General features: G+C 69.3%; 9 protein-coding genes and 3 tRNA genes. 8 read left to right on the top strand and 4 right to left on the bottom strand.

Translation table 11 applies throughout. The annotated features are described in order from the left end of the window. Positions 1-753: 753 nt before the first annotated feature. The 6 genes from ABZV58_RS12835 to ABZV58_RS12810 all read left to right on the top strand — a co-directional run bounded on the left by ABZV58_RS12835 (position 754) and on the right by ABZV58_RS12810 (position 3,080). Positions 754-1,419, top strand: coding sequence for a TetR/AcrR family transcriptional regulator (locus ABZV58_RS12835; protein WP_355000291.1), 666 nt, complete (start codon positions 754-756; stop codon positions 1,417-1,419). Positions 1,420-1,514: 95 nt separating this feature from the next. Continuing rightward, a tRNA-Glu gene (locus tag ABZV58_RS12830) sits at positions 1,515-1,587 on the top strand. 29 nt (positions 1,588-1,616) lie between these two features. After that, positions 1,617-1,690, top strand: a tRNA-Asp gene (locus tag ABZV58_RS12825). 58 nt (positions 1,691-1,748) lie between these two features. Beyond that, positions 1,749-1,825 (top strand) — tRNA-Phe (locus ABZV58_RS12820). A gap of 111 nt (positions 1,826-1,936) precedes the next feature. Then, positions 1,937-2,119, top strand: coding sequence for a hypothetical protein (locus ABZV58_RS12815; RefSeq protein ID WP_355000290.1), 183 nt, complete (start codon positions 1,937-1,939; stop codon positions 2,117-2,119). Positions 2,120-2,360: 241 nt separating this feature from the next. Further along, positions 2,361-3,080, top strand: coding sequence for a polyprenol monophosphomannose synthase (locus ABZV58_RS12810; protein WP_355000289.1), 720 nt, complete (start codon positions 2,361-2,363; stop codon positions 3,078-3,080). Between the two features lie 72 nt (positions 3,081-3,152). Here ABZV58_RS12810 and ABZV58_RS12805 read toward each other — a convergent pair whose 3' ends face one another. The 3 genes from ABZV58_RS12805 to ABZV58_RS12795 form a co-directional block, all read right to left on the bottom strand. Further along, a complete protein-coding gene (locus ABZV58_RS12805) occupies positions 3,153-3,593 on the bottom strand; it encodes a DUF6069 family protein (RefSeq protein WP_355000288.1) in 441 nt (146 codons plus the stop codon). Between the two features lie 72 nt (positions 3,594-3,665). Next, on the bottom strand, positions 3,666-5,189 hold the full coding sequence (locus tag ABZV58_RS12800; RefSeq protein ID WP_355000287.1) for an HAD-IB family hydrolase: 1,524 nt from the start codon (positions 5,187-5,189) through the stop codon (positions 3,666-3,668). Next, a complete protein-coding gene (locus ABZV58_RS12795) occupies positions 5,186-7,636 on the bottom strand; it encodes a glycerol-3-phosphate 1-O-acyltransferase (protein ID WP_355000286.1) in 2,451 nt (816 codons plus the stop codon). The genes ABZV58_RS12800 and ABZV58_RS12795 overlap by 4 nt, the downstream gene beginning before the upstream one ends. A 332-nt stretch (positions 7,637-7,968) precedes the next feature. Here ABZV58_RS12795 and nbtS point away from each other — a divergent pair, with 332 nt between their 5' ends. Beyond that, positions 7,969-9,282 carry a nocobactin biosynthesis salicylate synthase NbtS gene (nbtS, locus tag ABZV58_RS12790; RefSeq protein WP_355000285.1) on the top strand — a complete coding sequence of 438 codons (1,314 nt, stop codon included), beginning with the start codon at positions 7,969-7,971 and terminating at the stop codon, positions 9,280-9,282. A 124-nt stretch (positions 9,283-9,406) separates the two neighbouring features. Here nbtS and ABZV58_RS12785 read toward each other — a convergent pair whose 3' ends face one another. Next, complete coding sequence (locus tag ABZV58_RS12785) at positions 9,407-11,035, bottom strand: AMP-binding protein (protein ID WP_355000284.1); 1,629 nt, start codon at positions 11,033-11,035, stop codon at positions 9,407-9,409. A gap of 152 nt (positions 11,036-11,187) precedes the next feature. On the opposite strand from ABZV58_RS12785, the gene ABZV58_RS12780 reads away from it, so the two are divergent. Further along, positions 11,188-14,778 carry an amino acid adenylation domain-containing protein gene (locus ABZV58_RS12780; RefSeq protein WP_355000283.1) on the top strand — a complete coding sequence of 1,197 codons (3,591 nt, stop codon included), beginning with the start codon at positions 11,188-11,190 and terminating at the stop codon, positions 14,776-14,778. The last annotated feature ends 28 nt before the right edge of the window (positions 14,779-14,806 follow it).

The following is a 14,806-nucleotide window of genomic DNA, read 5'->3' as shown; positions in this document are numbered from 1 at the left end:
GCGCGGTTCGAGTGGTGGCGGCGCGTGCGGTAACAAGGGAGGCGGGCGAGGCGATGCTGCCGGTAAACATTTGGCACCCAGCTTTGTTCATTCCGCGTAGAACTGGATATCATCCAATCATGTTGGCTTCCAGGGACTTTGGATTTGCAGAGGGCGGGAGACCGAAGCTCGGGGGAGCGCGTGGACGGCGCGGGCGATGGTCGCGCGGATGGCGGACGGGTGTCGAGCCTGCCGGTCGGGTCGGGTGAACAGCCCTGCGACGCTGCCGAATTCGGTAATCGGGGCGATGCCCGATTCTGATTGCGAGATGTTTGCTGTAACAGATATCCGAGTCCGGCGGCTATCTGACTCTTCGGTTTGCCGCGTGTCGCAAGGAGTTTCCGGGTACGGTGACGCCTTGGTGAATTCCGGAAGAATCGCCGCCACACCCGGCGAACTGGAATTCGGCTTATCGTTGTTGTGCCCGAACGTGTCACGAACGGTACGGCCGATCGTGGCGAACAAGGAGTCGATGCCGCAGGAGGCTGATCCGAGACGATGTTTGCCCGGGTGCGCACCCCCTGCGGCGCACCCGGGCAGGCAAACTATACCAGCTGGTGTGTTTCAGGTTTTTCGCAAGTTTTCGTACCGAAAGTTTGAAACTGGGCGAAAACCCGGTTTGAAGTATTGATAAAACTCATAACTTCGCGCCAAGGGTTCGTTCCTATGGGGGGCACCGATTGGCGGCGAGTAGGCTTCGGAGGCGTTTCGAGCATGGCACGGCAGCAAGAGCGGGCCCGCCGGACACGTGCGGCGATTATCAGGTCCGCCGCCGTTGAGTTCGGGAAGAGCGGCTATGCCGCTGCATCGCTCAACCGCATATTGGAGGGATCGCGCGCGACCAAGGGGGCGATGTACTTCCATTTCGATTCCAAGGAAGATCTGGCACGCGCGGTACTGGAGACGGCGGTGGAGCGGTATCGGTCCTCGGCCGAACGCTGGCTCGCCAGAACGGATCTCGGCCCGCTGGACACCTTGCACGGGATGATCGACGAGATGGCGCTCCGGCTCGAGCACGACATCATCGTGCAGGCGGAGTACCGCTTGATCATCGAGCCGGACTTCTATCGCGACGTGCAAACCGGCGGCGGTCGCATCCTCGGCCGTGCGACCAGGGTGCTGGCCGTGCGCGCCATCGAGCACGGACAGCTGCGCGCCGACGCCGATCCGGACCGGTTCACCAGGACGCTGGCGGCCGGTCTCGCGGGGCAGCGCTACATGCTCGATCTGCTGGGCGGCGCGACCGATCTGCGCTCGCGCTTCCAGGAGGTGCTCGAGGTCGTGGTCGATGCGATGTCCACCCCGGAGTGGGGCGCGAAGTTCCGGGTCGACGGATGGCGCGCGTCCGCACGGCTGGAAGAGCTCGGTCTGGGCCTCTGACCAGCCGATTTGGGAAACTCGGCGAGACTGTCATAAGCTATGCGAGCTCCCAACGGATACCCGTTGAAAAGCCGGTCCGGAGAAATCCGGGACGAGCCCCCTTCGTCTAGCGGCCTAGGACGCCGCCCTTTCAAGGCGGTAGCGCGGGTTCGAATCCCGTAGGGGGTACGGTCTTCGGACCGTTGGTAGCAGAGCAAGGCCCTGTGGCGCAGTTGGTTAGCGCGCCGCCCTGTCACGGCGGAGGTCGCGGGTTCGAGTCCCGTCAGGGTCGCAAATAAGCGCCGGAGCAATCCGGCGTTTAGCGTATGGCATTCGGAACGGGTGCCTGCGGCCAGGTAGCTCAGTTGGTACGAGCGTCCGCCTGAAAAGCGGAAGGTCGCCGGTTCGATCCCGGCCCTGGCCACCACAATCCCCTCGCCGGTCCGGCGGGGGGATTTTTCGTTTCGCGGGCGTTGGCGTATCCCGGTCCCGTCCGGAAACGTGGGCCGGGTGGTCGGCGAGGTGGGATGCTGGGGGCATGGCTGAACGGTGGTACTACTGCTTGAAGCACCAGCGTGCCGAGAAGGGCCGCCAGTGCTGGTTCCGGGACCGGATGGGCCCGTATCCGGACCAGGCCACGGCCGAACGCGCGCTGGAGATCGTCCGGGCGCGCAACGAGCGCGAGGACGCGCGCGACCGATCCTGGCGCGACAGCGACTGAAACCCTTCCTGCGCGACAACAGATTTCGCTCGTGCGGCGCGGGAACGCGCGGCGGCGCGACCGTCGCCGCAGGTCCGCGACTTGATCTTGGTCCGGATCACGGCGCGTAATACCCTCGACGCCGCGTCCGGCCGCTCAGGTGCCCATCAGGTCGATCGAGTACGGTTTCTCAGAATCGAACGAGTGCTCGGCGGTCCGGCGTGGGCTGCGGGCCGGACCAGGTGAGCAGGGAGGGCGACCCTTGAGGGTTACCGTTGTTGTGCCGACCTACAACGAGCGGGAGAATCTGCCGGTGGCGGTGGAGCGGCTGACGGCGCTGCCGGTGGCCGACCTGCACGTCCTCGTCGTCGACGACAACTCGCCGGACGGCACCGGGGAGGTCGCCGACAAGCTGGCCGCCGAGCTGCCGAACGTGGTCGGCGTGCTGCACCGCACCGAGAAGGACGGACTCGGCCGCGCCTACGTCGCCGGTATCACCCGGGCGCTGGACGAAGGCGCCGACGTGGTGATTCAGATGGACGCCGATCTCTCGCACCCGGCCGAGGTGATTCCGGCCATGCTGGAGAAGCTGCGCGACACCGAGGCGGGCGTCGTGCTCGGCTCGCGGTACGTCCCGGGCGGTTCCACCGCCGAGGAGTGGAAGTGGTACCGCAAGGCGCTCTCGGCGTGGGCGAACTTCTACGTGAACCTGATCCTGCGCTTGGGCGTCAAGGACGCCACCGCGGGCTTCAAGGCATGGAAGGCCGACACGCTGCGCGCCATCGACGTGGCCTCGATCCGGAGCAACGGCTACTCGTTCCAGGTCGAGATGAACTACCGGACGGTCAAGCGGGGCATCGCGATCGCCGAGGTGCCGATCCGGTTCGAGGAGCGCACCCTGGGCGCCTCGAAGATGAGTCTGAAGGTGCAGCTGGAGTCGGCGCTGATGCCGTGGAAGCTGCTGTTCGGCCGCTCGGTCTGACCACACCGCAGAGCCCCGCGTCCGGGAAACGGAGGCGGGGCTCTGTTGTGTTCGGTGCCCACTCGGCCGGGCTCAGCGCTCGATCAGGTGCTTGCGCAGGCCCTCCATGCTGACAACGATGACCGGCACCAGCAGCACGTGCATGATCGACAGTGCCATGGTGGACGCGGTGTCGAAGTTGGCGGCGACGGTGCCCACGATGGTGGCGAGGCTCAACACCGAGCCGACCACCGCGGCGATCCGCAGCACGCCCACCCAGCGGTAGGACAGCAGGGCGGCGGCGGTCAGCCCGACCGCCAGCGGGACGGCGGACATGACGATCACGCCGCCGGGCGCGACGTCCTGGGTGGTCGTGCCGTCGACAATGACGAAGGAGCCGCCCGCGGCGGCGCCGATCAGCCAGACGACGAGGTTGGCCAGCACGCCGGCGGCGACCGCGCCGAGGACGGCGACCCGGCGGTTCACGGCGGGGATCTGGATGGTGGGTGCGGTGGTGGCGTGTGCGACAGACATGGTTCCGGTCTCCTGAGGCGAAGCTGTGAATTCGTTGTGAGACCCATCTTGAAACCTCAAGAATTGTTTAGGTCAATCGCGTTGCGGCGCAGTGTGTTCCATATCACTCGATCCGGTGTTCGGCCAGTCGAGCAACGTCGCAAGAAACAGCTGCCGTACCGTCTCGACCTGCTCGTTCATCGCCGCCGGATCCCAGTCGCGCACATCGATGGGCGCCAGGATCGCGACGTCCACCGTCCCGCGCCGCGCGATCATCGAATTGCGCCAGGAGATCTCGCCCGCGTTGCGGATCACCACCGGGATCACCGGAACGCCCGCCTGGTGCGCGATGTGGAAGGCGCCCTTCTTGAACGGCCCGACTTCCGGTGTGTACGAACGGGTTCCCTCCGGCGAGACGGCGATCGACAGCCCCCCGCGCAGCGTCTCGACCACGGGCGCCAGCGCCGCTCTGGCGCGATGGGTGTCCGATCGGTCGATGAAGGTCACGCCGACGAAGCGCATCAGCGGACCGAACAGGGGGTTGCGGGTCAACTCCTTCTTGCCGATGCCGGTGACACCGCCGCCGATCACGTTCGGCACGATGATCACGTCGAACTGGCTCTGGTGGTTGAACAGGAAGACGGCGGGGCGCGGCCCTCGCGCGTGCTCGGCGCCGGTCACCCGGACGCGCACGCCGAGCGCGCGCAGCGTCGCGCCGGTGCCGTACGCCATCAGCGCGTCGGCCATCTTCCTGCGCTGCCCGGTGTACGACTTGGCGAGCACGCCGAACACCGCGCCGCCGATCAGCGCCGCGAAACCGGCGATCGTGCGCAGGTAGTCCAGCGGCCGAGGCGCTTTGCGCGGCCGGAAGGCCAGCGACGGCCAGGCGTTGTCGGTCGCCATCGCGCCCAGCTTGCGTTCGGGGTTGACGGCGACCGGGTGGCCCACGAGCGCGAGCACCGGTAGGTCCGCGACACCGTCGGCGTAGGCGTAACTGCGGCTCAGGTCGATGCCGTTGGCCGAGGCGAACGTGCGCACGGCGTCGGCTTTGCCGTGCCGCCACAGGGTCTTCCCCGCGGTGTAGCCGGTGAGCAGGCCGTCGCTGGTGGCCATCTCGGTGCAGAGCACGTGCCGGACGCCGAGCGCGGCGGCGGCGGGCGCGACCTGGAACCTGGTCAGCGAACTGGTCAGCACCACGGTGTGCCCGGCCGCCTCGTGCGTCCGGATCAATTGCCACGCTTCGGGATACAGGTGCCCGTAGACGGCGCGGCGGAACAGCTGGACGCCTAGTTCGTCGAGCTCGTCCTCGGTCCGCCCGGCCAGCACCTGGGCGGCCTGCTGGAGGAAGCGGCTGTACTCGCCGTCGGTCAGCCCGTTGCGGATGCTGCCGAGCAGCGTCGCGGACAGGCCGCGCGCGCCGCCGCCCAACGCCCTGCGATACAGCGGCGGCCGGGGGAACCCGTCCACGACAGTGCCGCCGAAGTCGAACACCGCGGCGATCTCGGGTCCCTGCGGCCCGGATCGGATGGCGGACAACATCGCGCCGAGATCGGCGGGCGCCTCGCCCGATCCGCCTCGATCATCGGCGGCCGGGCGCGGGGCTGCGGCCTGGCTCATCGCGCCCCCAGCCCCGGGATGTTGGACGGGTCGAGGGCCGCGGCCTGCGCGATGCGGGCCCCGATACCGCGCAGCCGATCGGCGAATTCGGCACGGCGCGCGATCAATTCGGTGCGGTCCTTGGCCGAGGTCCCCGATACCGGCCGCAGCAGCCCGTGGTTGTCGGCCAGTTTCAGCGCACTGCCGAACAGTTCGGTGGACACCGATTCCGGGCTGTGCAGGCGCTGCTGGAGCAGCATCTGCCTGCCCACCGACACACATTCGTCGAGGAATTCCTTGCGGTCGATCGCGGCGCCGGGATCGCGCGCGGCCAACCGCTCGGCGACGACGAGCTGCGCGTCGAAGAACGAGCGCAGCACGCGGTGGGCCATCATGAATCCGGAGGCGGTGAGCTTCCCGAGGATGTCGGTGCCGAGGGTGTCCTTGCGGCTGCGTCCGTTCCACTCCGGATCGACGAGCAGCATCTCGGCGGTGATCTGGGTGGTGAATTCCGCGCGGTCCGGGAAGAAGAACTCGAACTTCAACAGGTCGCGCAGCCGGAACGCCTCGTCCCATCCGGTCCGAAGCTGGTCGGGCGCACCGGAATCCACCGCGGCGAGGATCGACAATTCCAGGATCGCCCGGTTCACGAACCAGTGCACGGCGCTGTTGCGGTAGAACGCGGCCTCCAGGTGCGCGCCGCTCTCGATCGAATACACCGGCTCCAGGCCGCCGCGATAGACGGTCACCACCTTGGCCAGCGAAAGCTGTTCCAGCACAACGGCCAGGTTCGGTTCGTCGCGCAGCGCGTCGAGTTCACCGCTGGGCAGCTCGCGCTTCTCGATGTAGCCGAGCACCGGCGCGAGCAGCGAGCGGACCTCGCCGAGGGTGAGCGCGCGCTCGTCCACGCCGAGCAGGGCCAGTGTGACCAGCGAGTTGACGGTGATGGGCGTGACCGTGTTGATCCCGACGGCGATCTCGAAAGCCAGGCGCTGCACGGCCTTTCGCTCCCGCTCCATGGTTTCCGGATCGGTGTCGGCGACCGGCTCGGCGACCGATTCGGTGTGGTGCAAGGGAATCGAGATCCGCGGCGGAGCGAGCGGGTCGCCGTGCGCGGCCAGCCGGTCGCGGGCCGAGAGCGGCGCGCCGAAGCGGACGTAGACGCGGCCCGCCGAATGCTGCTGGCTGCGGATGTAGCGCGCCATCCAGGCCAGCCCCTCCGGTTTCTTGGTGCCGCCCGCCTGTTCGGTGGCGATGGCGCCGAGTTCGTTGAGTCGCTCGTAGGTGATCGATACCGGGACCAGCATGACGTCGTCGACGCGGTCGGCGCGCACCGCGGCGGCGAGGTAGTTGAGCAGGCCGTAACGCGGCGGGCGCAGCTTGCCGGTGCGGGTGCGGCCGCCCTCGAAGTACCACTCCAGGTTGAAGCGTTTGGCGACCAGGTAGGCGAAGTACTCCTCGACCACCGCCTTGTAGACCTCGTCGTCGCCGAAGCTACGCCGGATGAACACCGTGCCGGTGCGCCGCGCGATCGGGCCGAGCGGCCAGAACCGCAGATTGGCGCCGCCGATCACGTGGTTGGGCGGGAAGTCGTTGCGGGCCAGCACGTCACCGAGCACGAACGCGTCCACGTAGGAACGGTGCGAGGGCAGGAAGACCAGCGGATAGCGGCGGTTGAGCGCGCGCAGCGCGGCAAGGCCGGAGTCGTCGGTGTCGACCTTCCACGTCGAGGCGTGCACCGGGCGCATGGCCTGGGTGAACAGATCCGAGACCGTCCGGCTCTGCGCGGCGACCAGTTCGTTGAGCGCCCGCTCCGCGCGGCGATACACCTCCTGGGGATCCGCGCCGATCCGGTCGGCGATCAGCTCCAGCCTGCGCAAGAAGTCGGGGGAGTCGAGGATCTCCTCGGCCACCAGCCGGGGCACCTTGTATCGGTCGCCGATGATGGACCGCTCCGCGCGTTCCAGCGCGACCACCGCGGCGCGCAGGATGGCGCGGGCGAACGGCTCGGCGGTTCCCGCCGCGTGCAGCGCGGAGGCCTCGGGATTGTTGACGCGCAGCTCGCTCAGCAGAGCGGGTTGCCCGGTCAGGATCACGTGCCGGTCCGGCGATTTGCGCACCAGCTTGCGCTGCGCGAGCCAGTGTGGTTTGCGGGGATTGGTCAGCATCGCCAGATCGGCGAAGGTCATCCGGCGCACGCCGTCGCGCTCGGGCGGCAGCCAGAGCACCCGGATCGGCACCACCAGCGGGTCGTCGCGGCGACCGACCAGCCTGTCCGCGATCGCGTCCGAGTCCAGGTCGAGCTGGGTGATCGGCGCGTCGGTGCCGATCTCCTTGGCGATGCCGCCGTCGCCGAGCCAGGCGCCGACCAGTTCGCGCTCGACCCCGGAGGTGGCGTCCACCAGCGCCACCACCGACCGGGGCGCGGTAGCTGACTTCGTCGGCGAGCCGCCGCGGTGATCGATCATCGATGTTCTTCCCTCCGCAGGTGACGCTTCCTTCATTCAAGCCTGCCGCGCCGCTGTGCGCAGGCACTCCGCGCGGCGAGTTCGATTCCGGTGCGGTGAACGCGCGCAGCGGGCTGCCCCCGAACGCGGGCGCGGCAGGCGGGGAGCGGCGGTCGCGGGAAGCGCGCGGCGGAGTGTCCGACAGTGCGCGGCGGCCGTTGCGGCCGGATAACCGGTGTCGCCCAGGGCGTTTGCCGCAATAAACATCCTGTGGTCGCGAGCACACTTTCGCGGTGCCGAGGTAATGCTAACCTTACCTCTCGAAGTTAGGTCAGGGTTACCTTGGAGGATCGTTGTCGACCACGGACGAGCGCTTGCGCGTAGAGTATGTAACCGATCCGGCGGCAGCGATGTCACGGCTGGCTGCGGCGGATAGTTTCGGCGAGTACGTGATGTACGAACGTCCGGGGGAGTGGGTGTTCGCGGCCGATCCGATCGGCAGCATCGAACTCGACGTGCGCGAACTGCGCGTCACCTGGGAGGGGAAGACCACCACCACGAGCTGGACGGGCACGCCCGCGCGAGCTCTGGACGAGGCCCTCGGCCTGCTGCCGCTGGACGGCCGTCGCGCCTACGGCTGGATCGGATTCGAGTTCTGCGCGTGGGCGCTGGACGCGACCGCGCACCTGGACGAGCGGACGCCCTTGGCGCACCTGATGATTCCGCGCATCGAGGTCCGTGTGGACGAATCCGGTATTCGCATCTCGGGCGCCACGCCGAGCGAGACCGGTGACATCCACGATCTCATCGCCGAGGCGCAGGGCAGCGAGCTGCCGACGCCGCACCCGGCCGACATCCGGGTGGATCCGACCGGTTACCGCGACCGGGTCGCCGAGGCTGTCGCGGAAATCCGTTCCGGCCGTTACCAGAAGGTCATCCTCTCCAGGAAGGTCGAGCTGCCGTTCGCGGTCGACGTGCCCGCCACCTACCGGCTCGGCCGGGCGAACAACACGCCCGCCCGCTCCTTCCTGCTGCGGCTCGGCGGTCTCGAAGCCGCGGGCTTCAGCCCGGAGCTGGTCGCCTCCGTCGACGAGGACCGGGTGGTCACCACCGAGCCGCTGGCGGGCACCCGCGCCTTCGGCCTCGGCGCGGAGGTCGACATGGCGGCCCGCGCCGACCTGGTCAGCGATCCGAAAGAGATCGTGGAGCACGCCATTTCGGTGCAGACCTCGTTCGCCGAGATCAGCGCGGTCGCCGATCCCGGTACGCCCGCGGTGTCCGATTTCATGGCGGTGCGCGAGCGCGGCAGCGTGCAGCACCTCGCCTCCACCGTGCGCGGCAGGCTGGCCGCCGATCGCTCCAGCTGGGACGCGCTCGAGGTGCTCTTCCCGTCGGTCACCGCGTCCGGCATCCCCAAGCGCGAGGGCGTCGACTCGGTCTTCCGCCTCGACGGTGCGCCGCGCGGGCTGTACTCCGGTGCGGTGGTGACGATCTCGCCGACCGGCGCGATGGAGGCCACGCTGGTGCTGCGCGCGGTCTACCAGACCACCGAGGGCGCCTGGCTGCGCGCGGGCGCGGGCATCGTCGGACAGTCCCGTCCCGAGCGGGAATTCGAGGAGACCTGCGAAAAGCTCGGTAGCGTCGCGCCGTACGTCGTCAAGGCGTAGCGGACGCCGAGAGTCGAGCGCACGTCGAAAGACCAACGGGCCGCCCACCATTCGGTGGGCGGCCCGTGTCGTCGGATCGGTGCCGGGACGAGTCGCGACCGGCATGTCGAGTCGCGTGACCGTACTACTGGGCGCGCAGCGCCTTCTTATCGATCTTGCCGACCGCGGTGATCGGCAGCTTGTCCGCCTGGCGCAGCACGTCGGGCAGCTTGTAGGTGGCGAGGCCACGGTCGGTGAGGAAGGTCTTGATTTCGGCCAGGGTCGGCATCGCGCCGTCGACGACCAGTACCGCGCAGACCTTTTCGCCGAGCGCCGCGTCCGGCAGCCCGACCGCGGCGGCGTGCCGGACGGCCGGATGGGCGAGCAGGTGCTCCTCGAGCTCGTCGCAGGAGATGTTCTCGCCGCCGCGGTTGATCACGTCCTTGATCCGGCCGGAGACCACGAGGTGGCCGGACGGGAGGCGACGGACCAGGTCGCCGCTGCGGTAGTAGCCGTCGGGAGTGAAGGCGCGGGCGTTGTGCTCGGGCGCGCGGTAGTAGCCGCGAATCGTATAGGGGCCCTTGGTGAGCAGCTCACCCTCCTCGCCCGGCGCGACGTCGTTGCCTTCGCCGTCCACCACCCGCACCTCGTCGGCGGGGGAGAGCGGTCTGCCCTGGGTGGTGTGCAGCAGCTCGGCCGGATCGTCGAGCCGGGTGTAGTTGAGCAGACCCTCGGCCATGCCGAACACCTGCTGCAAGGTGGCGCCGAGAGCGGGGGTGACCTCGACGGCGTTCACCTCGGCCAGACGCGCGCCGCCGACTTGGAGCAGGCGCAGCGAGGCGAGGTCGGCGTCCTCCCATTCGGTTGCCGCGCACCACAACTGGGCCAGCGGCGGTACCACGGCGGTGACCGTGACCCGGTGCTTCTCGATGGCGGCGAAGGCGCTCTCGGGGCTCGGATCGGTGACGAACGCGACCGCGCCGCCGACGCTCACGGTGCCGAGGATGCCGGGGCAGGCGAGCGGGAAGTTGTGCGCGGCGGGCAGCGTCGCCAGGTAGACGTCATCGGCGGTGAGCTCGCACACCGCGGCGCTCGCGGTGGCGTTGTATGCGTAATCGTCGTGCGTGCGGGCGATCAGCTTGGGCAGGCCGGTGGTGCCGCCCGAGACCAGCATCAGCGCGATGTCGCTCGGGTCGACCTCGGGGAGCGACAACACAGCGCCGTCGAGCCCAGCGCCGTCGCGGGGTACCGAATTCAGGTCGGTGAACGCGCCCGGCTCGCCGAGCACGAGCACGTGGCGCAAGCTCGGCACCGACTCGCGCACCGTCGCGGCCAGTTCCCGGTAGTCGAAATCGCCGTGCCGGTCGACGATGACGTAACCCACCGCCTCGGAAAGCGCGGCCAGATGCTCGATTTCGGCCCTGCGGTGCGCGGGCAGCGTCAGCACCGGGATGATGCCCGCCCGCAGCAGACCGAACAGCACCGTCAGGAACTCGGGCACGTTGGGCAACTGCACGACGACGCGGTCGCCCGGCACGATGCCCAGCGCGAGCAGACCGTGCGCCATCCGATCGGCCTCGGCGTCCACTTCCGCGTAACTGCGCTCCCCCGCGTCGGTGATCAGCGCGGTGCGCCCCGGCTCCTTGCGCGCGGTCTCGCGCAGCAGGTCGCCGAGCGCGCGGCCGGTCCAGTAGCCGGCGGCCCGATAGTTCTCGGCCGCGTCGGCGGGGAAGGGGACGTAGCCCTCTCGGTGGGTGCTGGATGTGGTGGTCACGGGCCGCCTCACAAAGTCGGAACGGGTAGTTCTCGGATCTAGTAATTAGGGTCTCTTTATGTAGGTTAGGCAACCCTATCCCAGTGCGATACGCTATCGCCGAGCAGTCTCGATCCGCCGGATGCGGCGGCGAACAAGGAGTACAGCGGCACATGGAGCCAGCACAGCGACCGGGAGGCGGAGCGGGGAGCGCCGCGCACGCGGTGATCGGCCGGGACGAGATCCGCGCCGCGATCGCCGGGCAACTCGGCATCGATATCGACGCGATCGCCGACGAGGACGATCTGATCCAGCTGGGCCTGGATTCCATCCGGACCATGAAACTGGCCGGTGGTTGGCGCAAGCGCGGCGCGGACGTCAACTTCGCCCAGCTGGCCGCCACGCCGACCGTCGCGGAATGGTCCCGGTTGCTCGGCGCGGGCGCCGCACCCGCAGAAGCCGCAGCCGCGGAGTCGGACGCCGAGACGGGCGAATCTGCCGTGGCACTCGCCGAATCCGGTACAGCGCCCGTCGAGTCGGCCACCGCACTGGTCGAATCCGCCGAGGCAGGGGACGAATCCGAGCCCTTCCCGCTGGCGACCATGCAGCACGCGTACTGGATCGGCCGCTCCGACGAACAGGATCTGGGCGGCGTCGCCGCCCACCTGTACGTCGAATTCGACGGTTCCGCCGTCGATCCCGAGCGGCTCGAGCGCGCCGTCGCGGCCCTGGTCGCCGCGCACCCGATGCTGCGCACCCGGGTGCTGCCGGATGGAACGCAGCAGACGATGCCCGCGCCCGGCCGTCCGGTGTTCTCCGTCGTCGACCTGCGCGCGGAGTCCGCCGAAGCCGCGGCCGCCGAGCTGGAACGCCTGCGCGACAGCAAGACCCACCAGCGTCTCGACATCGAGGCCGCGCAGGTCCTCGACGTGACGCTCAGCCTGCTGGCCGACGACCGCACCCGCCTGCACCTCGACGTCGACATGCTCGCGGGCGACGCCATGAGCTACCGCGTCCTGATCTCCGACCTCGCGGAGCTCTACCACGGGGGGTCGCTGCCCGCCGAGACCTACAGCTACCGCCGCTACCGCACCGAACGCCAGATCGACGCGGCCGCGCGGGAGCGCGACAAGCAGTGGTGGCAGGAACGGCTGTCGCGGCTGCCCGGTTCGCCCGAGCTGCCGACCATTCCGGTCAGCGAGCGCGCCGACCCGCACCGGACCGTCCGCTACAACCACTGGCTCGAGCCGGAGGCCAAGCAGCGGCTGCTGGACGCCGCGCACGCGCGCGGCATCACCCCGGCCATGGCGCTGGCCGCGGTGTTCGCGGAAACCATCGGCGGCTGGTCCGCGCAGAGCCGATTCCTGTTGAACGTGCCGCTGTTCCACCGTGAGCCGGTGCATCCCGACATCGATCGCGTGATCGGCGATTTCACGTCGTCGATCATGCTCGAGGTGGATGTCAGCGCGGACTTGACGGTCGCCGACCGTGCTCGGGCGTTGCAGCGCTCGATGCACGAAAGCGGCGCGCACACCGCCTATTCCGGCCTCGAGGTGCTGCGCGACCTCGGCCGCCACCGCGGCGAGCCGGTGCTCGCGCCGATCGTCTACACCAGTGCGCTCAATCTCGGCGAGCTGTTCGCCGATTCGGTGACCGAGACCTTCGGCGAGCCGGTCTGGATCATCTCGCAGGGCCCGCAGGTGCTGCTCGACGCGCAGGTCACCGAGGTGCGCGGCGGCCTGCTGCTGAACTGGGACGTGCGCGAATCCGCCTTCCCCGAAGGCGTGATCGACGCGATGTTCACCAGCTACACCGACGCCATCGCGCGGCTCGGCGCGGGCGAGGCCGGGTGGAATGCCGAGGCGGCGGTACGTCTTCCGCTCGCGCAGGCCACCGTGCGCACGCAGGTCAACGCGACCGACGGACCGGTGACCGGCCGCGCGCTGCACGAGGGCTTCTTCCAGCACGCCGCGGCGACGCCTGACGCGCCCGCGGTGCTGTGGCAGACCGACGGCGTCGACGGCGGATGGAGCTACGGCGAATTGGCCGCGCAGGCACTGGCCGTTGCCGGTGCGCTGCGGGATCAGGGGGTGCGGCAAGGCGATACCGTCGCGGTGCAGTTGCCGAAGGGCCCGGATCAGATCCTCGCGGTGCTCGGCGTGCTCGCGGCGGGCGCGACCTACGTGCCGATCGGCTTCGACCAGCCGGTGGGCAGGCGCGCGGAAATCCTGCGCACTGGCGAGGTGGTGGCCGCGCTCACCGTCGACGGTGCGGACATGGGAAGTCCCGAGATCGCCTGCGTGCCGGTCTCGCAGGCCGCACAGCACCCGAATCCGCTTGCCGCGCCCGTGATCCCGGATACCTCGGCCATCGCATACGTGCTGTTCACCTCCGGTTCGACCGGCGTGCCCAAGGGCGTCGACCTACCGCACAGCGGCCCGATGAACACCATCGACGCCGTGAACGACTGGTTCGGGGTCGGTCCCGGCGACCGGGTACTCGGGCTGTCCGCCCTGGAGTTCGACGCCTCGGTCTACGACATCTTCGGCATGTTCTCGGTCGGCGGCTCCGTCGTCGCGCTGAACCCGAGGCAGCGCGAGGAGGCGACCACCTGGGTCGAGCTGTTGCGGCACTTCCGGGTGACCATCCTCAACTGCGTGCCGAGCATGCTCGACATGATCCTCGAGATCGGCGGCGACGAACTGGGCGACTCGCTGCGCGCGGTGACCCTCGGCGGCGACTGGGTCGGCGCCGATCTCGCGCGCAGGCTCGCCGCGCAGGTGCCCGGCTGCCGCTTCTCCGGCCTGGGCGGCGCGACCGAAACGTCCATCCACAACACCATTTGCGAGGTCAGCGATCCGCCCGCGCACTGGACGACGGTGCCGTTCGGCGTTCCGCTGCGCAATGTGCGCTGCCGCGTGGTCAATTCGGCGGGCCGCGACTGCCCGGACTGGGTGCCGGGCGAATTCTGGGTGGGCGGCGCGAACGTCGCCGCGGGTTACCGCAACGATCCCGAGCGCACCGCCGAACGGTTCGTGACGCACGACGACATCCGCTGGTACCGCACCGGCGACATGGCCCGCTACTGGCCGGACGGCACGATCGAATTCCTCGGCCGCGCCGACCACCAGGTGCAGATCCGTGGCTACCGCGTGGAACTCGGTGAGGTGGAGAGCGCGCTGCGCACCGCGCCGGGCGTCCGGCACGCGGTCGCGGCCGTGGTCGGAACGGGTGCGCCGAAGCTGGTCGCGGCTGTGGCCGGGTTCCCGGGCAGCACTGTGGATCTGGTCGGCGCGATCTCGGATCTGTTGCCCGGCTACATGATTCCGACTCGCATCGAACTCCTGGAGGACATGCCGCTCACCGACAACGGCAAGCTAGACCGCCGCGCGGTCGTCGCGCTGCTCGAGCCCTCGGCGCAGGACACCGCGGACCTCGCGCCGCGCACGCCGCTGGAGTCGGCGCTCGCGGCCATCATCGCCGAGGTGCTCGGTGTGCCGCGGCTCGGCGTGCACGACGACTTCTTCGGGCTCGGCGGCGACTCGGTGCTCGCGACGACGGCGATCGCCCGGGTCCGCGAATGGCTCGACGCGGAGCACGCGCTGGTCGCGGACATCCTCGTCGGCCGGACGGTGGCGGGGCTGGCCGAGCGCTTGCTCGCGAAGGAGGCCGAGGCGGGCACGCCGGACCGGCTGGACGAGGTCGCCGAGCTGTATCTGGAGGTCGCGGCCATGACCGACGAGGAGATCCTCGCCCAGGCCTGACGCGGTTTCCCGTCGCCTCGATTCGATC

Source organism: Nocardia sp. NPDC004654 (assembly GCF_040609595.1).
Classification (GTDB): Bacteria; Actinomycetota; Actinomycetes; order Mycobacteriales; family Mycobacteriaceae; genus Nocardia.
Note: the sequence above shows the minus strand (reverse complement) of the source record. Positions and strands in the feature narration are given on the sequence as shown.

Coding starts and splice junctions, on each gene's coding strand:
- ABZV58_RS12780 (WP_355000283.1), top strand. CDS start 11,188: ATGGAGCCAGCACAGCGACCGGGAGGCGGAGCGGGGAGCGCCGCGCAC.
- ABZV58_RS12805 (WP_355000288.1), bottom strand. CDS start 3,593: ATGTCTGTCGCACACGCCACCACCGCACCCACCATCCAGATCCCCGCC.
- ABZV58_RS12815 (WP_355000290.1), top strand. CDS start 1,937: ATGGCTGAACGGTGGTACTACTGCTTGAAGCACCAGCGTGCCGAGAAG.
- ABZV58_RS12835 (WP_355000291.1), top strand. CDS start 754: ATGGCACGGCAGCAAGAGCGGGCCCGCCGGACACGTGCGGCGATTATC.
- ABZV58_RS12795 (WP_355000286.1), bottom strand. CDS start 7,636: ATGATCGATCACCGCGGCGGCTCGCCGACGAAGTCAGCTACCGCGCCC.
- ABZV58_RS12800 (WP_355000287.1), bottom strand. CDS start 5,189: ATGAGCCAGGCCGCAGCCCCGCGCCCGGCCGCCGATGATCGAGGCGGA.